Genomic DNA, 18,951 nt, shown 5'->3' with positions numbered 1-18,951 from the left:
TAAGAGACAGCCCTTGGGGAGGCGGCGGGCCTCGCCCATCAGCTCGCGCCAGGCCGCGTTGGCGGCCAGCAGGCGACCGTCGGCGCCGGCCAGGGCCGACGGCTCGCCCAGCGCCTCGATGAAGCCCTCGGCCTGGTCGGCGTCGCCGCCGGACGCGGCCGAGCCCTTGATCGCCACCAGACCCAGGATCGCCACGCCGGCGACGCCCAGCAGCAGCAGCAGTCCGGCCAGCGTGGCGGGACCCGCCTTCAGCGCCGGCGCCGCCGAGAACGCCGCGGCGGCCACGAAAAACACCGCCGCGCCGACCAGCCACGGATCCAGGCGCCGACGCGGGGCGTCGGTGGAAGCTCGGTCCTGAAGCTGGAAATCGGCCATGGGCGGCTTGATACCTATGTTGCGGCGAGTCAGCGACTCACCCGCGATCAGAGAAAGAATAGCCTTTTCGCGACGCTAGGTCAGTTTTCACCAGACTGTCGCCTAAAGGGGACGGGCGCGGGTGGTCTGACGCTCCCGCGGCTTCTTCCCGTTCATGATGAAGCTGATGACCTTGGCGACGGCCTCGAAGTGCTCGACCGGGATTTCCGCGTCGACCTCGACGCTGGCGTAGAGGGCGCGGGCCAGGGGCGGATCCTCCAGCACCGGCACGTCGTGCTCCTCGGCCACGGCGCGGATCTTCAGGGCCAGGTCGTCGACGCCCTTGGCCACGCACAGCGGCGCGGGCGTCTCGCCCGGCTCGTAGCGCAGCGCCACGGCGTAGTGGGTCGGGTTCATGACGACCACCGTCGCCTTGGGCACCGCCTGCATCATCCGCTGGCGCGATCGCTGCATCTGGATCTGCCGCCGCTTGCCCTTGATGTGCGGGTCGCCGTCCGACTGCTTGAACTCTTCCTTGACCTCCTGGAGGGTCATGCGCATCCGGCTCATGAAGCGCTGGCGCTGCAGGAACCAGTCGAAGCCGGCCGTGATCGCCAGGAACAGGATCACCGCCAGCAGCACCGACTTGGCCAGCTTCATGGCCTCGGGCAGCATGGCCGCCGGATCCATGCCGACCAGGTCGCGCACCTCGCCGACATGCGGCTTCAGCACCATCCAGGCGATCAGGGCCGTTACCAGCACCTTCACCGCCGACTTGCCGAACTGGATCAGGCCGTCGACGCCGAAGATCCGGCCCAGGCCCTGCAAGACGTTCAGCTTGCTGAAGTCGGGCTTCAGCTTCTCGGGCGTCAGCATGAAGCCGGTCTGGGCGACGTTGGCGGCCGCGCCGGCGGCGCCCGCCACGATCATCACCAGGATCAGCGGCGGCAGCGCCGCGTCGACGGCCCGCCGCATCACCACCATCGCCCCGCCGCTCGTGAGGTCGGTCGTGCCGGCGTGAGCGATGAACGGAACGAGCGCGTTGGCCAGGTCCCGGGTCATCCAGCCGCCGGCCAGCAGCACCACCGACACCACGCCCAGCAGCGAGGCCAGCTGCGGGATGTCGGCCGACTTGACGACGTCGCCCTTGGCGCGCGCGTCCGAAAGTTTCTTGGCTGACGGTTCTTCTGTTTTCGACTCGGGATCCGTATCGTCCGCCATGCGCGCCCCCTAGCTGAAGATCTCTAGGAGTTCGCGGTAGCGGTCGGTCCAGACCATGGCGACGCCGCCCAGCGACAGCGCCAGCAGGGACAGGCCCAGGATCACGCTGAGCGGCGAGGCCACGAAGAAGATCTGGAAGGCCGGCATGACCCGTCCGACCAGGCCCGTGGCCAGGTTGAAGACCAGCGAGAACACGATCACCGGCGCGGCCAGCTGGACGCCCAGCGAGAACGACTGCGCCACCGTCCGCACCGCCAGAGTGACGGCGTCGTTGACGGGCACGGCGCGGGTGAACGGGAAGATCGTATACGACTTGACGATGGCGCCGATGAACAGGTGATGCAGGCCGGTGGCCATCACCAGCGTCAGGCCCAGCATCGACAGGAAGCTGGCGACCGCGGTGCTGGCCCCGGTCATCGATGGGTTCACGCTTTGGGCGAACGACAGCGTCGTCTGCATCGAGATGATTTCGCCGGCCGTGGTCAGCGAGGTCATGAACAGGCGCAGCACCGATCCGATCATCAGGCCGATCAGCAACTCGTGGATCACGCCGCCGACCAGGCCGCCCAGGGTGGCGGGGATCGGCGGGACGGTGTTCTGGACCAGCGGCCCCAGGATCAGGGCCATCAGCAGGGCGAACGACAGGCGGATGCGCGGGGGCACCGACTGGTCGCCGATGCCCGGCATCGTCATGACCATGGCGCCCACCCGCGAGAACACGAGGGCGGCGACATAGACCTGGAACGCCGTGGCGAAGGAGTTCACCGCTAGCCCCTGCCCGCCTTGCCTAGAGGCCGGCGATGCGCGCGGCGATCTGGCGCATGAAGCCGCTCATCAGCGCCCCCATCATCGGCAGAAAGATCAGCAGCGAGACGAAGATGGCGACGATCTTGGGCGCGTAGACCAGGGTCTGTTCCTGGATCTGGGTCAGGGCCTGGAACAGGCCGATGGCCACGCCGACCACCAGGCCCACGATCAGGCACGGCGCGCACAGCTGCAGGGTCAGCCAGATCGCGTCCCGGCCGACATCAAGAACCTCGGCGCCCGTCATGAAAAGCCTCGTTGGAATCAGCCGCGGGGGCCGCGTGGAGTCGAGGCTGGAAGATGGGCGAAATATGGTTAACAGGGCGTTAGGGGTTTGACATAACCACCGCTCTTGGACGACGCGCGACGGTGGGTCGCGGATGTCGCGCGCGGCTTGGAAAACCTTTGATACAAATTGATACGCGCGCGAGATGGCCCACTTACGCGCCGACCGCACCTTTCGCTCATCGACGGCTTGGCCCGTCACGCAGCAGAAGGAAAAGATCATGAAACTGCAAGTCCTGACCACGCTCGCCGCCATTGTCGCCGTCGGCTTGGCCGCGCCCGCCGCCGAGGCCAGCGCTCGCGGACACACCACCTCGGTTCAGGGTTCCGGCGGCAAGGGTTACACGCGCTCCACCGCCACCGCGCGGACGTCCACTGGCGCGGCGTCGACGCGCTCGACCCAGACCAACGCGGGCTACGGCGCGACCAGCACGCGCTCGTCGACCTACGGCGGCGGCAGCTACAGCGGTTCCAGCCAAACCAAATTCAACAATGGCGCGTCGATCTCGCGCAGCGCCTCGGTCCAGAACAACGGCGACGGCACGGCCTCGTACTCGGCGTCGCGCACCGGCGTGAACGGCCAGACCGCCAATGTCTCCGGCACGGTCAGCTACTCTGGCGCTCCGAAATAACAACAAGAACAGTCCTCCTCTCAAACTCAGGCCGCCGATCTCGGCTTCCCCTTCCCCCTTTTGGTTGGGATCGGCGGCGTTATTCGGATCCCGTCATGCGCGCTTCACGCCTCGTTCTGGTCGCCCTGGCGACGATCATCGCCCCGCTCTCCGCTTGCCTCGCCGCGCCGTTCGGCGACAGCGCCGCCGATAGCCTGGCGAGGGCCGACACCAATCACGACGGCTTCATCTCGAAGGCCGAGTTCATCGCCAATCGAGCGCTTCAGTTCGACCAGCTGGATCGGGCAAAGCGCGGCTATGTGCCCGTGGACGCCGTCCCGAGCTTCCTGGCCTCGTCTGGACGCGGAGCCGCCCTGAGCGCGCTGCTGCGCTCGGCGGACCGCGACCACGACGGCCGGGTGACGCGCGCCGAACTGGCGGCGGCGCCCACGCCGACGTTCGATCGCGCCGATCGCGACCACAATGGCCTTCTGGACGCCGACGAGCAGGCCTATTTCGTTCGGCTTGTCGAACGCGAACGCTGAGGGTCTTCTAGGATCACGGCCAACGAATCCGGTTTCGCACCATGACCCGAGCGCCCCTGATCGCGATCGTCGAGGACGATCCTGACATCAGGTCGCTTCTCGCGGAGCTATTCCGGCGCGAGGGATTCGACGTCGAGGCCTGCGGCGACGCGGCTCAGTTCGACAGACTGCGCGAGAACCGGCGCGTCGATGTGGCGATCCTCGACATCATGCTGCCGGGAGAGGACGGCCTTTCCCTCTGCCGACGGCTGCGGGCCACCGGCGACACCGCCGTCATGATGGTGACGGCCAAGGGCGATGACATCGATCGCATCATCGGCCTGGAAATCGGCGCTGACGACTACCTCGCCAAGCCGTTCAATCCGCGAGAGCTGATCGCGCGTGTCCGGGCGCTTCTCCGACGCCTGCAGGCCACCCCGCCCGCGACGGGTCAGGAGCGCGAGATCCTTGGGTTTGGCGGCTGGAGACTGGATACGGCCAGTCGCGACCTCACCAGCCCCTCGGGCGAGCCCGTCGAACTCACGGGGGGCGAATTCGATCTTCTGATCACCTTCGTCCGCCGGCCCCAGCGAGTGCTCGACCGCGATCAGCTCCTCGACTGGACCAGAGGACGCGGAGCGACGCCGTTCGACCGGACCATCGATGTCCAGCTGAGCCGCCTGCGAAAGAAGCTCAACGCGCACGACCCAAACACCACGCTGATCCGCACGGTTCGCGGCGGCGGCTACATGCTCTCCGCGCCGGTGCGGCGTGAGTAACCTCATGCGCTGGCGCGACGGCAGCCTCTCGACCCGCATCGCCATCATCCTGCTCGGCGGGCTGGGCTTTGTGCTGCTGTTGACGGCTAGCCTGCTGATTGTCCCCGTTCTTCAAGGACAGGGCGGGGCCTTCGACATGCCTCTGCCCCGTGAGGCGCTTCGGATCGCTGAGGTTCTGGAAGGCGCCTCCCCCGACGAGCAGACGCGTTTGCTGGAGGTGATCAACACCTCGCTGGTCCGCGCCTATCTGATGGATGACTTTCCACCCAGCGGACAGCGGGGCGTGGGGGTGCCGCCGGGGCCCTTGGGAGGGCTTTTCAGGGGATACGCCAACGCGCTCAGCGATCGGGAATTTCGGGTCGACGTGCAGCGAGGATTCTGGGCGCGATACATCCGCACCGGCCAGACGATCGGCTGGCCCGTGCGACTGTCGGTGCGCTTGCACGACGGCCATGTCCTAGTGGTGGAACGACGCCCGTCCGGCGTCATCCGGACATTCTTCATCCGCGCGATGTTGCTGCTATTCGCCATCGTCGGGGTGCTGCTGGCGGCGTTGATTCTGGCTGTGCGCGAGACAACCCAGCCCGTGGCTCGCCTGGCGTCCGCCGTTCGCGCCTTCGCCAGCGAGATGGACGCGCCCGACCTCCCTCCCGCCGGCCCACGCGAGCTGCGCGACCTGAGCGCGGACTTCAACGAGATGAAGCACCGCATCCGCGACCTAGTGGCCCAGCGCACCCAGGTGCTGGCGGCCGTGGCGCACGACATGCGGACCTACATGACGCGCCTGCGCCTGCGCACCGAATTCATCGAGGACGACGCTCTGCGTCTCAAGGCCCAGGCGGACATCGAGGAAATGGCGCGCCTGCTGGACGACACCCTGCTCTTCGCGCGGGTCGCGAGCAGTCCGTCACGACGGGATCGGATCGATATCGGCGAAACGATCGACGCGCTCTTGGAACAGCAGCGCTGGCCCAAGGAGAAGGTTCGCCTCTCGACGCTCGGAAGCACGCCCTTTCGCGGATCGCGCCAAGCGATCGAGCGGATCGTCGTCAATCTGGTGGACAACGCCCTGCGTTACGGCGCGCCGCCGGTCGACATCGCCGTCGAGCGGATCGGTGACCTCATCTGGCTATCCGTGACCGACCACGGATCAGGCATTCCACCGGAGAAGCTGGTCAAGGTGCTGGACCCTTTCGAGCGCCTTGAGCCGTCGCGTGGACGCGAAAGCGGAGGCGCCGGCCTGGGCCTGGCCATCGTGCAAGCCCTCACCGACGCTCAGGGCGGCGCGCTCAGTCTTGAAAACGCGCCGACGGGCGGCCTGTGCGTGAGGATCGACCTGCCGGCGGCGGCGAACCCAGACGCCTAACGAATCCGGATCCGCACCGGGACCTGGATGTACGAGCCGGCGCGGCTCTTGCCGTCTGGGCCCAGAAGGTCGACCTGGAATTGCGAGGCCATCGACAGGGCGGCTTGGCCGACGCCGAGGTCGTTGGGGGTCTCGTCCTGGACCGTGCAGGCGGTCAGGCGGCCGTCGTTCTTGACGTAGCAGTTCAGCAGGGCGACGGCGATCTTCGGCTCGGAGACCGGGGTCAGCAGGTCCGACGGGGCCTTGGCCGGCGCGGCGCTGGCGACGGCGGCGGCGAGAGCGAGCGAAGCGATCACGTGTTCATCCCTTTATTTGTCTTTTGTCGGCGAGCCCCGCCCGCCGCGTGTTCTATTTCGGATCAGACGGCGTGGGCCTGCTTGAGACGCTGCAGGCCTTGTGCCGCCAGATCGGTCAGCGAGCGCAGGCCCAATTCCGAGAAGACGTCGAACGCGCTGGCCAGGGCCGCCCCGGCCCGGGCCAGGCGGCCGTCGTCGCGACCGGTGATCTCGACCCGAGCCTCGTAGAGGCGGGCCAGGTTCATCTGGGCCACGGCCCAGCTGGCCGGATCGCGGCCGCCCGGCGCGCTGGCCAGCTCGGCCTTGAACGCCAGTTCGGCGGCGTCCAGCACGGCGAGGTCGGCCGTCAGCTCGGCGCAGCGGGCCAGGCACAGGGCGCGGTTGTTGGCGACCACGGCGCGCAGCGCCAGGGCCGGCTGCACCCTCAGAATGTGAGTGGCGCGGTCATAGGCCGAGACCGCCTGTTCGTAGGCGCGCTCATTGGTCGAGGCCTCGCCCAGCGCCTGCAGCCCCGCGCCCAGCGCGGCCTGGGTCCGCGCCCAGTCCATCGGGCTGTGATCGGGCGTGACGCATTCGGCGGCGGCGGTCAGCGCCGAGATCCCGTCGGCGATGCGCGACAGTTCGCCGTCCAGCTCTCCCAGCTGGACCAGGGCCGCGCCGCGCAGGCCTTCCAGCCGCGACCAGGCCAGGGGTTCGAAATCGGGATCCAGCGCCGCGGCGCCGGCCTTGGCCTCGGCGATGGCCGTTTCGGTCAGGGCGCGGTCCTTGAGCCGCGCGGCGCAGGCCAGCATCAGGTCGACGCGGGCCGCGCGCTGCTCGGCCAGCAGCAGGCGCGCCGGTCCGCCCTTGACGCGCTTGGCCGCCGCCAGGGCGCGCAGCGGCGCCTCATAGGCTTGAAGGGCGCTCAGCGCGCGGTCGGAATCGTTGGCGGCCAGGGCGGCGCGGCCCTCCAGACCGGCCGACAGGGCCAGGCACAGCGGACCGCGATGTTGCGCCGGCGTGAGAGCCAAGGTCGCCGATGCGGCGGCGATCAGCCCCTCGTCGCCGAACAGGTCCGCGCCCAGCATCGCCAGGACCGCCTGTTCGCAGCGGACGGCGGCCAGGATATCGTGACGGCGTTCGGCTTCCAGAATCTTGGCCGCCGCCTCGGCCTGAGCGGCGCCCTTTCTCAGCGCGGCCGCGTCGCCGACCCGGCGGGCCAGCTCGCGCCAGACGACGGCGGCTTCCAGCAGGCGGCTTCCGCGATCCTTGGCGCCGATCCGGCCCGCGACGATATCGGCCGAGCGCGCTTCGTTGGTCAGCAGCCGCACATCCAGCAGCTCCAGCAGCGAGGTGTCGCCGCCGGTCAGGCCCTCGCGCCAGCCGCCCTTGAAACCGCCCTCGGCCTCGCCGCCGAACAGTCGCTTCAGGTCCCGCCCGAATTCGAACATCGCTTCGCGCACTCCGCTCACGGATCGTCCCACGCCGGGACGTCCGACGAAGGTTCAACGCTCAAGGAGCAAAACCGGAGCCAGTCATTTTAACAAGTGGTTAACAGGTGTTTATAGAGCGTTAACCATAAATATTTCCCATATTTTTACATTCGGTCCGCAAGGTCGGCCATTTTGGGCGACGATGTGCTGAACTGGCACGGTTCTTGCTTTGACCAATACTGATACAGCCCCGCCTTAACCCCATTCGTTAGAACTTTGTTCATCGAACCAAAAATGACGTTAACCCTAAGTTTTAGGGTCCCGTTTACTTTTCGTTCACGGGCGGATCGTCGCGGCGCTCTCCCCTGACCGGCGAAGCACGCTAGAAGGCGGGCGCATCGCCCACGTCCGGAGCTTGTTCATGGCCGCCGTCACTGTCTGGATCGCCAGCCTCTGCCGTCCCGATCCGGGCTATGGCGGTTGGTCCTGGGTGCGCAGGACCGAGGGCGAGACGGGCGCGGCGGCGATCAAGGGCGCGGCCGGCGGCGAGCGCCGCACGAACGGCGCGCGGATGAGCCTCACGGCCCTGACCGAGGCGCTGGCGGCGCTGTCGGATCTGCCCGCCGACGCCTCGGTGACCCTGCGCTTTCTCGATCCGGACCTGGCCGGCCACCTGGTCGACGCCCATGGCCACTACGCCACCGCCGAGGCCGACGCCTGGAGCGCCGCCCGCCAGGCCGTCGCCGCCCGCCCCATGCTGGAGATCGTTCCGGCCGCGCCCAGCGAACCGGCCAGCGGTTTCCTGAACGCCTGGGCCGAGTTCGGGCAGGACACCTCACGGTCGCGGGGCAGCTTCAAGGCCGCCATCCCCAAGCCGAACCTGCTGAAGTTCCCGGGCTGAGGCCCCCTACCGGACGATCAGATCCGCCGTCGCCGCGTTGCAGGCGAACGGGATGTCGTACAGCGTCGCCAGCCGGATCAGCGCCTTGATGTCGACGTCGTGCGGCTGGGGCGACAGCGGATCGACGAAGAAGACCAGCACGTCCAGCCGGCCCTCGGCGATCATCGCGCCCAGCTGCTGATCGCCGCCCAAGGGACCGCTCTTCAGGCGCACCAGGTTCAGATGCGGCAGCGCCTCCAGGATCCGGCCGCCGGTCGTGCCGGTGGCGAACAGCGCCTTGTCCTTCAGAAAGCCTTCGTGCGCCTCGGCCCAGGCGACCAGGGCGGCCTTCTTGTCGTCGTGGGCCACGAGACCGATGGCGAGGGGGCGGGACATGGACGACTCCGAAACAGGACGGCCGCGCGGTCAAGGCGCGCCCGCGCGGCGATAACGGGAACCCGGCGGCGCCCGCGACTTGAGCACGGGACGCGGCGCGCGACTTTCCGCGCCCCCTCCCCTTGCATAGCGCGCGGCGAAGGTTCGTCCTACCGGCCTTGAACACGAGGGGAAGAGGGCGATGACCAAGCAAACCTTTGGCGAACCGGCGCTGGGACGCCGATCCTTCCTGCGCGGCGCGGCCTTCGTCGCCGCGGCGGCGCCGATCCTGACCGAAACCCATCTGGCCCTGGCGGCGGAGACCAAGGCCCCGCCGTCGGGCATGGCCCTGCACGGCCAGAGCCCGAACGTCCCGCCGCCCGGCTCGGTGCTGATCAACGCCAATGAGAACCCGCTGGGTCCGTCCAAGGCCGCGCTCGAGGCGATCGCGCGCGTGGCGCCGCTGGCCGGGCGCTACGATCTCAACGGCGAGACGGACCTGCTGGCGCGGACCTTCGCGGCCCAGAGCGGCCTGAAGCCCGAGAACGTCACGGTCTATGCCGGCTCGTCCGAGCCGCTGCACTACAGCGTCCTGGCCTTCACCTCGCCCAGCAAGAGCTTCGTCACGGCCGATCCGTCCTACGAGGCGGGCATGTACGCCGCCATGACCAGCCGGGCCAAGATCGTCAAGGTTCCCCTGACGGCGGACTGCGCCCACGACGTCAAGGCGATGGTCGCCGCCGACCCGAACGCCGGCGTCATCTATATCTGCAACCCCAACAACCCGACCGGCACCCTGACGACCAAGCAGGACATCGTCTGGGCGCTGGAAAACAAGCCGGCGGGCGCGATCCTACTGGTCGACGAGGCCTATATCCACCTGACCGACGCCCCGGACACGCTGGATTTGGTGGCGGCGGGCAAGGACCTGATCGTCCTGCGCACCTTCTCGAAGATCTACGGCATGGCCGGCATTCGCTGCGGCTTCGCCGTCGCGCGCCCCGACCTCCTGGCCAAGCTGGCGCCGTTCGGCCAGAACGCCATGCCGGTCACCGCCTCGGCCGCCGCCCGCGCCTCGCTTGAGGAGCCCGGCCTGGTCGCGACGCGCAAGAAGATCATCGGCGACACCCGCCGCGACACCCTGGGCTGGCTAAAGGCCAACGGCTTCAAGGTGATCGGCGACCCGCGGACCAACTGCTTCATGATCGACACCGGCCGCGACGGGCGCGGCGTCATCGCGGCCATGAAGGCCAAGGGCGTCTATATCGGCCGCACCTGGCCGATCTGGCCCAACGCCGTCCGCGTCTCGGTCGGCACGCCCGAGGAAATGGCCAAGTTCAAGGTGGCGTTCAAAGAGGTGATGGCCGCAAAGCCGATGGCGCTGGGCGACCATGTCCAGCACGCCGAGCTGAGCTATTACGCGACGCTGTAGGGGCGGCGCCTCGATCCCGCTCCCCTCGGGTGGCTCGGAGGGCCGCGCGAGGGGGCGCGTTGCGTCAGCCGAAGGGCCTTCCCCCTCATCCGTCAGCTTCGCTGACACCTTCTCCCGCAAGGGGAGAAGGGGCTCTTTAGGGAGCCGACCCCGGTCGGATACTTCAGAGACCGACCTCCCCGGCGAATGCCGGGGCCCAGATTCATCTGGGGCGGCCGGGGATGATGCGACGTCACGCGGCGGGCGTCGGACGGCGACTGGCGGGCTCGATCTGGATCCCGGCATTCGCCGGGAAGGTCGGATTTTGGGACGGGCGAGAGACTGTTCGCGACCCGGGTCGCACGTTTAGACTTCTCTCTAGTGGCTGCCCGGGAGCCAACGTGGGGAGCGCGACGGATCGTATTGGGCCACCTGATATTCCGGTCCGATCTCACGCGCGATGGCGCCGCCAAGGGTGATTGTTCCTTCGTGCGAGCAGTAAACGATCCACTCATTTCCAGGAGCGGTCCAGAAGCCCTCTGCGCCCGTGTAGGAGAGCACTGCCGCCGCTCCGTCTAGCTCGTAGCTCTCGTCGTATTCGCGAAGCTCGATCACCCGCCTAACGGCGTTCGTGGAAAAGAACTTCTTGATCCGCGCCTGCAATTGGACGTCGTCGACACGGTCCAACTCTAGGGCCACAAGGGAAGCATGGGTCTTTTCGGAAAGCGGATACCAATACCCGTTGGGGGCTCCCCAAGTCGCTGCGATCGCCTCACGCCATTGATGGACCGCCCTAGCATCTAGAACGCGGCGGTAGAATAGCGGCTTCACCTGGGCCAGTTCCGACGCCGTCACGCTCATGAAGAGCGACGCCAGGGCCTCGCGCTCGTCCGCCATAGCGCGTTGCTGGATTGGGTTTGCCATCGGTCTTGTTCGATCCGAGGTCGCATTGCGCGCGAGATGGACGAGAAGCGTGCGAAGTTGTTCGCAGTCGGGAAGCGCGTCGGCGTCTAGCGTCTCAATATGGTCGAGCACCGTCTGTGCGACATTATAGCGAGGAAAGACCGCATAGGCCTCATCCGTGTAGTCGGGCCCGTCTCGATCACGGTCGCCCCGTACCATCAGCGAATAGATGTCGGCCCAATGGTCGAACCGCTCCATACAGGTGCGACGCGCGAACGTTTGCAGTTTTAGCGCCGCGTCCATGCGAAATCTCCCGTCCTCGATGCACCTCGAGGCTTATCGCTCATCGGTCAAGCCTAACTTTCGGGGCGTCCGCGATCCCCCGCCTCGCCCCCTCAGAGCGTCCACTCTCCGGCGCGAGACTTGCCCCCCTGACGCCCCCCCCCTACGCCCGCTCCTTCGTCCGCTCGAAGCGGACCTTCGGGTACTTCTCGGCGACATAGCCGATCTCCCACGCGCTCTTGCCCAGGAAGACCGGGGCCTCGTCGATGTCCTGGCCCATGGCCGACTTGTGCTTGCTCACGAAGTCCTCGACGTCGGCGCGGTCGCCGACCAGCCAGCGGGCCTCGGCATAGGGGCTGTTCTCGAAGATCACTTCCAGCTGGTACTCGTTGGCCAGGCGGTCGGCCATGACCTCGAACTGCAGCTGGCCCACGGCGCCGACGATGAAGTCGCTGCCGATCATCGGCCTGAACAGCTGGGTGACGCCCTCCTCGGCCAGGCCTTCGAGCGCCTTCTTCAGGTGCTTGGCCTTCAGCGGGTCCTTGACCCGCACGCGGCGCAGGATTTCCGGCGCGAAGTTGGGCAGGCCGGCGAAGCGCAGCAGGCCGCTCTCCGACAGGCTGTCGCCCACCCGCAGCACGCCGTGGTTCGGGATGCCGATGACGTCGCCGGCATAGGCCTCCTCGGCCAGCTCGCGGTCGGAGGCGAAGAACATGATCGGCGCGTTGACGCTCATCTGGCGGCCGGTGTTCTGGGCCTTCAGCTTCATGCCGCGCGTGAACTTGCCGCTGGTCAGGCGCAGCATGGCGATGCGGTCGCGGTGGTTGGGGTCCATGTTGGCCTGGACCTTGAACACGAAGCCCGAGACCTCCTTGTCGCCGGGTTCGACCTCGGCCGGCTCGCCGCCCTTCTCGGCCTTCATGGTCTTGGGCGCGGGGGCGTAGGCGCCGATGCCGGCCAAGAGCTGCTTGACCCCGAAGTGGCGCAGGGCCGAGCCGAAGAACACCGGCGTCATGTGACCTTCCAGGAACGACTGGAGGTCGAACGACGGGTAGCCGCCGCCGACCAGCTCGGCCTGCTCTTCCAGCTCGGCCTTCTCGGCGTCTTCCAGGAACTGGCTGATCGAGTTGCCGTCGAAGGCGACCGGCTCGGGATGGCCCTCGTCGTCGGCCGCGCCGCCGGTCCGCTTGGCGTAGGGGATGAACGCGCCCTCGCGCAAGTCCAGCATCCCCTTGAAGCGCCCGCCCGAACCGGCCGGCCAGTACAGCGGCGCCGGATCCAGAGCCAGCTTCGAGGCGATCTCGTCCAAGAGCTCGATCGGGTCCTGGGCCTCGCGGTCCATCTTGTTGATGAAGGTGATGATCGGGATGTCGCGCAGGCGGCAGACCTCGAACAGCTTCAGGGTCTGGGGCTCGATGCCCTTGGCGGCGTCCAGCACCATGATGGCCGCGTCGGCGGCGGTCAGGGTGCGATAGGTGTCTTCTGAGAAGTCCTCGTGGCCCGGCGTGTCCAGCAGGTTGAACATCTTGCCGTCATGGTCGAACGTCATGACCGAGGCGCTGACCGAGATGCCGCGCTCGCGCTCGATCTTCATCCAGTCCGACCGGGTGCGGCGATTCTCGCCCCGCGCGCGCACCGCGCCGGCGGCCCGGATCGCCCCGCCGGCCAGCAGGATGTTTTCCGTCAGGGTCGTCTTGCCGGCGTCGGGGTGACTGATGATGGCGAAGGTGCGCCGACGGGCGGCCTGAAGAGCGGTGGGAGAGGTCATGGGCGCGGGGTTAGCTTCCCGCGCCCGTTTTGTCACCTTCCGCCGCGTCGCGGCCCTTTAGAACTTGGCCGACAGACGCGCGTACCAGAGGCCGCCATCGGTGTCGTAGGGGGCGTTGCGCGAGTAGATCAGGCCGCGCGAGGCCTGGAACGTCGCTTCGTCCGGATAGGTGTCGAAGAGGTTCTCGGCGCCCACGGTCAGCTTCAGCGCCGAGGTCAGCTGGGCGCTGACCGACAGGTCGACCAGCGTCTTGGCCCCGAAGGTCTGGATGAGGTCGGCCGCGCCGTTTTGCTGGGCGTCGGTCCATCGGCCCGACCAGCGGACGCGGACCAGCCCGCTGATCGGACCGCGCGCATAGTCGAAGCTGAGATTGGCGGCGTGTTCCGGGAGGCCGTCCTGGATGTTGATCCGGGCCAGGCGCGAGACCTCGGTGGCCTTGGAGCGGGTCACCTGGGTGTCGTTCCAGTTCCAGGCCGCCGTCAGACCGCCATGGCCGCCCCAGAACGCGCCGCGCCACGAGACCACGGCGTCGACGCCCTGGGTGGTGGTGTCGAACGAGTTGGTGAAGTAGCTGACCGTCGTCAGGCTGTCGGCGCCGGGGATCCCCGCCGCCACCAGTTGCGCCCGCAGGTCGCTCGACACCGGGAAGTTCGGCGACACGGCGAAGCGGTCGTCGACGTCGATGTGGTAATAGTCGATCGAGCCGGTCACGCCTTCATGCCGGAAGACGAAGCCGAACGAATAGTTTCGCGAAGTCTCCGGCTTCAGCGGCTTGCCGCCGAGCGCGACCGAGATCGGATTGACCGGCGACAGGCGGCCCGAGGTGAACAGCAGCAGGGTCGTGGTGTTCAGGCCCTGCGAGGTGCGGGTGTTGTTGATCTGACCCGCCGTCGGGGCGCGGAAGCCGGTCGAGGCGGCGCCGCGGAACGCGAAGCCCGGAGCGAACTCCCAGCGCGCGGCCACCTTGCCGTCGGTGGTGTCGCCAAACTCGGAGAAGTGCTCGTGGCGCACGGCCAGATCGACGTCGAACCGTTCGCTGAACGGAAGGTCGAGATCGCCATAAGCCGCGTAGCTGGTCTGGTTCCAGGAACCGGCCTGGCTGGGCGCGTAGCCCGGGAAGCCGTTCGAGCCGCTGGGCAGACCGGCCGGCGCGCCGGGGCCGACGTCCCACGAATAGCGGTCGCCCGCTTCGATCTTGTAGGTCTCCTTGCGGGCCTCCAGGCCGAGGGCCAGGTTGGCCGGCTTGGCCAGGGTCGGCAGGTCCAGCGGACGCGAGACGTCGAAATTGGCCGTCTCTTCCTGCTGGATCAGCGAGCCGTCGTCGAAGCGGGTCGGCGACTGCGGACCGAACGAGGCGTTGATGCTGTTCTTCAGGAAATAGTCGACCTTGTCACGACCCCAGCCGGCCGACAGGTCCCAGGCCCAGCCCAGCGCGTCGCCGCGCACGCCGCCGTTGACCGAGGCGTTGGTCTCGTCCTGACCGAACTTCGGCGAGAAGCCGGCCGGATAGAGCTGGTTGAGCGACCAGCCGGGGAAGACCGGGCTGGTCTTGTACGAGGTGTCGTTGGACGGGTTGCGCCAGTTGAAGTCGGTGACGCCGTGCAGGTCGCTATAGGTGGCGAAGCCATAGGCCTCGACCGCGTCGGTGATCGGCAGGGTCAGGTTCAGCGAGCCGCGCCAGACTTCACGGTCGGGCTGGCCCCAGCGCTGCACGGGGTTGGGAACCTTGATGCCGGGATTGGCCGCCTGGAAGGCGATGGCGTCCGGACGCTGGCGGGTGCGCGAAGTGGCGTCGGCGTTGGTGTAGTCGATCGCGCCGACCAGCACGCCGCCCTTGTCGCCCAGCTTGACGCCGTAGCGCGCGCCGACCTCGGTCTTCTGGCCATCGCCGGCGTAGTAGCGGCCGGTCTGGGCGTAGCCGTCGAAGCCGGTCTTGTCCGACAGGATGATGTTGATGACGCCGGCGATGGCGTCCGAGCCGTACTGGGCCGAGGCGCCGTCGCGCAGCACCTCGATGCGGTCGATGCCGCTGGTCCCGAGCGCGGCCAGGTCGACGCCCTGCTGACCGCGTCCGCCCAGCACCGCCGAGCGGTGGCGGCGCTTGCCGTTGACCAGCACCAGGGTCTGGTCGGGCGAGAGGCCGCGCAGGGTGGCGGGACGCACGAAGGCCTGGCCATCGGCGGCCGGCAGGCGCTGGACGTTGAACGACGGGGTCGTCGCCGCCAGCTTGTCCATGATCTCGTCGGAGACGATGCTCTTCAGCGCCTCCTGGCTGACCACGTCGACCGGCGCGGTCGATTCGAAGGCGGTGCGATCGACCCGGCGAGTGCCGGTGACGACGATGGTGTCGACCTGAGTCTCCGCCGTCTCGGGCGCGGCGGCCGGAGCGGCTTCGCGGGCCTGGACTTGGCTGGAGATCGCCAGGGCGAGCACGCCCCAAGCCACGGTAGACAACAGTTTCATCGGACGCCCCGAGCAATTGAACTTCGGCGCGGGGTAACGAGCGTGCTTGTCGGATCGGCGACGGTTCGATGAAGTTCCGAACACCAAGCCGCTTTCGCGGGCAAATGACGCCGAGGAATGCGTCAAAATACCCCTATTCGAAGAGTGGGTTTGGAGTCATGCTTCCCGGATCGCGCATCGACGGCGTCAGATCGTCGAGCGGATGGAGGAAATGGAAATATGGCCCTGCTTGACCATCATCGTGCTCACGGCCGGCAACACCCCGCTGGCAGCGCCCTGTGCATCGGCCTCACGCTGGCCGGCCTGACGGCCCTGGCGGTCGTGCTCAGTTGGATGATGACGTTCGTCGGCTCGTAAGCGCGAATCGAACGCAAGCGCCGGACGACGGCGTCAGGCGGCCAGTCGCCGCCAGACCTGCCGATCGGCTTCGAGATTGGTCAGGGCGCCGGACTTCTGGCGCTCCAGTAGCGTGCCCATGACCTCGATGCCGAGCTGGGCGTAACGCACTTGCACGTCCGCGACGCGGCAGCCGCGTCCGGGCGCTACGAACAGCGCCGCGTTGATGTCCGGCGCCTTCAGCACCATCAGCGCCGCCAGACGCGAGACCTTTTCCACGTCCTTGTGATGCAGCAGCGGCTCGGCCGCGAACAGCTCCCGGCCAAGCTCCGAGACATAGTTCAGCGAAAGCTTCGCGAACCGGTCGCGCGTCATCGGCGGCGTCAGTTCGTTGGCGTCGAAGCTGAGGACGACGTCGTTCATCAGGAAAAGCATGATGGATACTGGACTGGCTGTGCGTCGCGGCGGGCGCGTTTCAGGAACCCGCCCAGAATGCCCCGGCGCGCTTTAGGTCCGGTGTAGGAACAGAGTTAACGCCGCGCATGGGTGGAGCCGTCCACAGGTGTTCCACCTGAAAGACATGAATCAGGCCTCGACGGCCTCGGTCAGGAAATGACGGCCGTCCTTGTCCTCGATCTCGATCACCCAGAGGTCGGGGTCGATCCGCGCCGCCCGCTGGGCATAGGCGTCGAGGTCGGGCTCGAATTCCGACCGAACCGGCTGCATCCAGAAGCGCTCGCCGTCGCCGCGCGTGGCCTCGCTGTAGAGGCGCGCGGTTCCGGCCCGTCGGTCGACAACCTTCACCAGCACGGCGCCGGCGCGGGCGTCGCCCTTGCGGGCGACCATGGCGAAGGCGCCGCCCAGCTCGGCCCGGCGGATCAGCGCCCCGACCCAGATGTCCGTGGAAAGTAGCATGATAACCGAACCGCAACCCGGGCTCGTCTAGAACCCGCTTCCTCGAAGAGCTTCACCCATAGGCCAATGACGTCCGTTCAGCATCATAAAGGTCGCGCGCGCCACTGGATCGCGGCGGCGCTGGGCCTCTTGGCCCTGGCCGCGCCGGCCGCGTCGATGGCCGCCAACGCCGGCGACCAGCTGTACGAGCGCACCCTGATGACGGCAGCCGACGGTCGCTGCCGCCTCTTCGCCCCCGCCATTTCCGCCGCTCTCGACGCGGCGCGAGCCCAGGCGCGCGGCGCGACCCTGCGCTCGGGCGCCAGCGAGCAGCAGGTCCAGGCCCTCGAACAGCGCGCCCGAGCCAAGGCCGACGGCGCGGCCTGCAATTCACCGGACCTGACGACGGCCGCGACCCGCGTGAAGAAGGCGTTCGAGGGCTACGCCCAGATGCAGACCATGACCTATCCGGGCGACGTGGCCTCCTGGAAGGCCGAGCGGGCGGTGTCGGCGACCATCCCCGTCTGGCGTCTGTCGCAGCTGTCGGCCTTCGGCGCCGATCGGCTGATGTTCGGCCTGGCCGGACGCGCCAAGGCCGTGACCGCCGTGGCGACCTTCGAGAACGGCCAGCGCCCCTACGCGGCCCGGATCATCGTGCGCGACACCAACCGCACCCAGGGCCCCTATATCGATCCGCGCGGCGGCCGGGCCCTCAGCGCCAAGGTCGCCCCGCGCAACGCCAGCCTGGTGTTCACCGCCGAAACCCGCGAGGAGGCGCCGGCCACCCTGCTGCCGGTCGGCGCCAAGACCGGCCTGGCGTTCCGCTTCCCCACGGCTGTCGCCGACGCGATGTCGGAGCTGGACCCCCGCGAGGCGGTGACCGTCGAGTTCGCCTTTCCCGGACGCGGCGACGAAATGACTCGCCGCGCCTATGTCGAGGTCGGGGACTTCGCGGCCGGTCGGGCCTTTCTGCGTTAGGACAGCGCGCTTCGGAAAGCTGGTCAGTCCCGCCTCAGCGCGGCGAAGGCGATGACGTTGTCGCCCAGGCTGGCCGCCGGCTTCGGGGCGTCGGTCGGCGCGGGGCGGGACTCGGTGTTCGCGGCGTCGGTCGCCTCGGCGGGTTTCAGCGGAGCCAGCAGCACCGGCAGGCGCACCGAGACGCTGGTGCCCGCGCCCAGGCGGCTTTCGATGCTCATCTCGCCGCCGTGCAACTTGGCGAAGGCGCGGACCAGCGACAGGCCCAGGCCCGTGCCCCTGGCGCGCTGGTCAGGACCGCCGGCCTGCTCGTAGGGACGGCCCAGGCGCTCCAGATCCTCGGGACTGATGCCGACGCCGGTGTCGGCGACGACGATCTCCAGCACCCCGTCATAGCCGTGCGCGGTCACCGTCACCTGGCCGCCGCGGGGCGTGAATTTCAGGGCGTTGGAGACGAGGTTCAGCACGATCTGCTTCAAGGCGCGGCGATCGGCGTCGACCTCCAACTCGCCGGGCGGCAGCACGCCGCGCAGCTGGACCCCGGCGGTGTCGGACTGGACGCGCAGCAGCCGCATCGCCGCCTGCACCGCCTCGCGGGCGTCGAACACGCCGCGCTGCAGCTCGAAGCGCTCGGCCTCGATCTTGGACATGTCCAGCACGTCGTTGATCAGGTCCAGCAGGTGACCGCCGCTTTCGTGGATCAACTCGGCGTACTCGGCGTAGCGATCGGTCAGCGGCCCGAACATCTTGGCGCGCATGATGTCGGAGAAGCCCATGATCGCGTTCAGAGGCGTGCGCAGCTCGTGGCTCATATTGGCCAGGAAGCGCGCGCGGCCGGCGGCCAGCGCCTCGGCGTCGGCGCGGGCCTGGTCCAGAGCGCTCTCGCGGTTGCGCTCGGCGGTGACGTCGCGCAGCAGGCCGACCAGCTGGTTGGGCGCCACGCGCTGAAGGTCCAGCGCCACGACGCGCTCGACGCCGAGGGCTGGATTGAAGGTCAGGCTGGCCGCGCCTG

Annotated in this window: 20 protein-coding genes and 1 pseudogene; 8 read left to right on the top strand and 13 right to left on the bottom strand. The window is 68.2% G+C overall.

Annotation, left to right across the window (positions count from 1 at the left end; translation table 11 throughout):
• The 4 genes and pseudogenes from FCU40_RS18520 to fliQ form a co-directional block, all read right to left on the bottom strand.
• Positions 1–375, bottom strand: a pseudogene (locus tag FCU40_RS18520) (hybrid sensor histidine kinase/response regulator); the annotation flags it as partial.
• Positions 376–477: 102 nt separating this feature from the next.
• A complete protein-coding gene (gene flhB / locus FCU40_RS18515) occupies positions 478–1,575 on the bottom strand; it encodes a flagellar biosynthesis protein FlhB (protein ID WP_168076933.1) in 1,098 nt (365 codons plus the stop codon).
• Between the two features lie 9 nt (positions 1,576–1,584).
• Complete coding sequence (gene fliR / locus FCU40_RS18510; protein WP_168076931.1) at positions 1,585–2,340, bottom strand: flagellar biosynthetic protein FliR; 756 nt, start codon at positions 2,338–2,340, stop codon at positions 1,585–1,587.
• Between the two features lie 22 nt (positions 2,341–2,362).
• Positions 2,363–2,626, bottom strand: a complete 264-nt coding sequence (gene fliQ, locus FCU40_RS18505) for a flagellar biosynthesis protein FliQ (protein ID WP_004622821.1) — start codon at positions 2,624–2,626, stop codon at positions 2,363–2,365.
• A 259-nt stretch (positions 2,627–2,885) separates the two neighbouring features.
• Here fliQ and FCU40_RS18500 point away from each other — a divergent pair, with 259 nt between their 5' ends.
• The 4 genes from FCU40_RS18500 to FCU40_RS18485 all read left to right on the top strand — a co-directional run bounded on the left by FCU40_RS18500 (position 2,886) and on the right by FCU40_RS18485 (position 5,944).
• Complete coding sequence (locus FCU40_RS18500; RefSeq protein WP_168076929.1) at positions 2,886–3,296, top strand: hypothetical protein; 411 nt, start codon at positions 2,886–2,888, stop codon at positions 3,294–3,296.
• 95 nt (positions 3,297–3,391) lie between these two features.
• Positions 3,392–3,820: a signal transduction protein gene (locus tag FCU40_RS18495; RefSeq protein ID WP_168076927.1), complete on the top strand. Its 429-nt coding sequence runs from the start codon at positions 3,392–3,394 to the stop codon at positions 3,818–3,820.
• Between the two features lie 41 nt (positions 3,821–3,861).
• Positions 3,862–4,578 (top strand): response regulator, encoded by a 717-nt coding sequence (locus FCU40_RS18490; RefSeq protein ID WP_168076926.1) that lies wholly within the window; start codon positions 3,862–3,864, stop codon positions 4,576–4,578.
• 4 nt (positions 4,579–4,582) lie between these two features.
• Positions 4,583–5,944 carry an ATP-binding protein gene (locus FCU40_RS18485; RefSeq protein WP_168076924.1) on the top strand — a complete coding sequence of 454 codons (1,362 nt, stop codon included), beginning with the start codon at positions 4,583–4,585 and terminating at the stop codon, positions 5,942–5,944.
• Here the strand turns inward: FCU40_RS18485 and FCU40_RS18480 are convergent.
• The gene (locus FCU40_RS18480) at positions 5,941–6,240 is read right to left on the bottom strand and encodes a hypothetical protein (protein WP_004622823.1); all 300 of its coding nucleotides are present in this window, start codon (positions 6,238–6,240) and stop codon (positions 5,941–5,943) included. The genes FCU40_RS18485 and FCU40_RS18480 overlap by 4 nt on opposite strands.
• A gap of 62 nt (positions 6,241–6,302) precedes the next feature.
• A complete protein-coding gene (locus tag FCU40_RS18475) occupies positions 6,303–7,682 on the bottom strand; it encodes a hypothetical protein (RefSeq protein ID WP_168076935.1) in 1,380 nt (459 codons plus the stop codon).
• Between the two features lie 391 nt (positions 7,683–8,073).
• On the opposite strand from FCU40_RS18475, the gene FCU40_RS18470 reads away from it, so the two are divergent.
• The gene (locus FCU40_RS18470; RefSeq protein ID WP_168076922.1) at positions 8,074–8,553 is read left to right on the top strand and encodes a ribonuclease H; all 480 of its coding nucleotides are present in this window, start codon (positions 8,074–8,076) and stop codon (positions 8,551–8,553) included.
• Positions 8,554–8,559: 6 nt separating this feature from the next.
• Here the strand turns inward: FCU40_RS18470 and FCU40_RS18465 are convergent, their stop codons facing one another.
• Positions 8,560–8,928, bottom strand: coding sequence for a methylglyoxal synthase (locus tag FCU40_RS18465; protein WP_004622828.1), 369 nt, complete (start codon positions 8,926–8,928; stop codon positions 8,560–8,562).
• A 181-nt stretch (positions 8,929–9,109) separates the two neighbouring features.
• On the opposite strand from FCU40_RS18465, the gene FCU40_RS18460 reads away from it, so the two are divergent.
• Complete coding sequence (locus FCU40_RS18460) at positions 9,110–10,339, top strand: pyridoxal phosphate-dependent aminotransferase (RefSeq protein ID WP_168076920.1); 1,230 nt, start codon at positions 9,110–9,112, stop codon at positions 10,337–10,339.
• A 357-nt stretch (positions 10,340–10,696) separates the two neighbouring features.
• On the opposite strand, the gene FCU40_RS18455 is transcribed toward FCU40_RS18460, so the two are convergent.
• The 3 genes from FCU40_RS18455 to FCU40_RS18445 form a co-directional block, all read right to left on the bottom strand.
• Complete coding sequence (locus tag FCU40_RS18455) at positions 10,697–11,524, bottom strand: hypothetical protein (protein WP_168076919.1); 828 nt, start codon at positions 11,522–11,524, stop codon at positions 10,697–10,699.
• Between the two features lie 142 nt (positions 11,525–11,666).
• Positions 11,667–13,271, bottom strand: a complete 1,605-nt coding sequence (locus tag FCU40_RS18450; RefSeq protein WP_004622834.1) for a peptide chain release factor 3 — start codon at positions 13,269–13,271, stop codon at positions 11,667–11,669.
• 57 nt (positions 13,272–13,328) lie between these two features.
• A complete protein-coding gene (locus FCU40_RS18445) occupies positions 13,329–15,734 on the bottom strand; it encodes a TonB-dependent receptor (protein ID WP_168076918.1) in 2,406 nt (801 codons plus the stop codon).
• 219 nt (positions 15,735–15,953) lie between these two features.
• On the opposite strand from FCU40_RS18445, the gene FCU40_RS18440 reads away from it, so the two are divergent.
• The gene (locus FCU40_RS18440; protein ID WP_004622838.1) at positions 15,954–16,091 is read left to right on the top strand and encodes a hypothetical protein; all 138 of its coding nucleotides are present in this window, start codon (positions 15,954–15,956) and stop codon (positions 16,089–16,091) included.
• 33 nt (positions 16,092–16,124) lie between these two features.
• Here the strand turns inward: FCU40_RS18440 and FCU40_RS18435 are convergent, their stop codons facing one another.
• Together FCU40_RS18435 and FCU40_RS18430 are read right to left on the bottom strand one after the other, a co-directional pair.
• Complete coding sequence (locus tag FCU40_RS18435) at positions 16,125–16,505, bottom strand: hypothetical protein (RefSeq protein WP_004622839.1); 381 nt, start codon at positions 16,503–16,505, stop codon at positions 16,125–16,127.
• Positions 16,506–16,655: 150 nt separating this feature from the next.
• Positions 16,656–16,985: a DUF1491 family protein gene (locus tag FCU40_RS18430; RefSeq protein ID WP_168076917.1), complete on the bottom strand. Its 330-nt coding sequence runs from the start codon at positions 16,983–16,985 to the stop codon at positions 16,656–16,658.
• A 66-nt stretch (positions 16,986–17,051) separates the two neighbouring features.
• Between FCU40_RS18430 and FCU40_RS18425 the strand changes: the two genes are divergently transcribed.
• Positions 17,052–17,942 carry a hypothetical protein gene (locus tag FCU40_RS18425; protein WP_168076916.1) on the top strand — a complete coding sequence of 297 codons (891 nt, stop codon included), beginning with the start codon at positions 17,052–17,054 and terminating at the stop codon, positions 17,940–17,942.
• A gap of 23 nt (positions 17,943–17,965) precedes the next feature.
• Here the strand turns inward: FCU40_RS18425 and FCU40_RS18420 are convergent.
• On the bottom strand, positions 17,966–18,951 hold a 986-nt coding region (locus FCU40_RS18420; RefSeq protein WP_168076915.1), incomplete at its 5' end, for a HAMP domain-containing sensor histidine kinase.

Origin of the sequence: Caulobacter sp. SSI4214 (assembly GCF_012184455.1) — a bacterium.
Lineage (GTDB): Bacteria > Pseudomonadota > Alphaproteobacteria > Caulobacterales > Caulobacteraceae > Caulobacter > Caulobacter vibrioides_E.
This window is presented reverse-complemented; position numbering and strand designations above follow the sequence as displayed.

What these genes read in the sequence shown, in the direction of transcription:
- flhB (WP_168076933.1), bottom strand. Translation starts at nt 1,575, where the DNA reads ATGGCGGACGATACGGATCCCGAGTCGAAAACAGAAGAACCGTCAGCC.
- fliQ (WP_004622821.1), bottom strand. Translation starts at nt 2,626, where the DNA reads ATGACGGGCGCCGAGGTTCTTGATGTCGGCCGGGACGCGATCTGGCTG.
- FCU40_RS18500 (WP_168076929.1), top strand. Translation starts at nt 2,886, where the DNA reads ATGAAACTGCAAGTCCTGACCACGCTCGCCGCCATTGTCGCCGTCGGC.
- FCU40_RS18495 (WP_168076927.1), top strand. Translation starts at nt 3,392, where the DNA reads ATGCGCGCTTCACGCCTCGTTCTGGTCGCCCTGGCGACGATCATCGCC.
- FCU40_RS18490 (WP_168076926.1), top strand. Translation starts at nt 3,862, where the DNA reads ATGACCCGAGCGCCCCTGATCGCGATCGTCGAGGACGATCCTGACATC.
- FCU40_RS18485 (WP_168076924.1), top strand. Translation starts at nt 4,583, where the DNA reads ATGCGCTGGCGCGACGGCAGCCTCTCGACCCGCATCGCCATCATCCTG.
- FCU40_RS18470 (WP_168076922.1), top strand. Translation starts at nt 8,074, where the DNA reads ATGGCCGCCGTCACTGTCTGGATCGCCAGCCTCTGCCGTCCCGATCCG.
- FCU40_RS18465 (WP_004622828.1), bottom strand. Translation starts at nt 8,928, where the DNA reads ATGTCCCGCCCCCTCGCCATCGGTCTCGTGGCCCACGACGACAAGAAG.
- FCU40_RS18460 (WP_168076920.1), top strand. Translation starts at nt 9,110, where the DNA reads ATGACCAAGCAAACCTTTGGCGAACCGGCGCTGGGACGCCGATCCTTC.
- FCU40_RS18455 (WP_168076919.1), bottom strand. Translation starts at nt 11,524, where the DNA reads ATGGACGCGGCGCTAAAACTGCAAACGTTCGCGCGTCGCACCTGTATG.
- FCU40_RS18450 (WP_004622834.1), bottom strand. Translation starts at nt 13,271, where the DNA reads ATGACCTCTCCCACCGCTCTTCAGGCCGCCCGTCGGCGCACCTTCGCC.
- FCU40_RS18445 (WP_168076918.1), bottom strand. Translation starts at nt 15,734, where the DNA reads ATGAAACTGTTGTCTACCGTGGCTTGGGGCGTGCTCGCCCTGGCGATC.
- FCU40_RS18440 (WP_004622838.1), top strand. Translation starts at nt 15,954, where the DNA reads ATGGCCCTGCTTGACCATCATCGTGCTCACGGCCGGCAACACCCCGCT.
- FCU40_RS18435 (WP_004622839.1), bottom strand. Translation starts at nt 16,505, where the DNA reads ATGCTTTTCCTGATGAACGACGTCGTCCTCAGCTTCGACGCCAACGAA.
- FCU40_RS18430 (WP_168076917.1), bottom strand. Translation starts at nt 16,985, where the DNA reads ATGCTACTTTCCACGGACATCTGGGTCGGGGCGCTGATCCGCCGGGCC.
- FCU40_RS18425 (WP_168076916.1), top strand. Translation starts at nt 17,052, where the DNA reads ATGACGTCCGTTCAGCATCATAAAGGTCGCGCGCGCCACTGGATCGCG.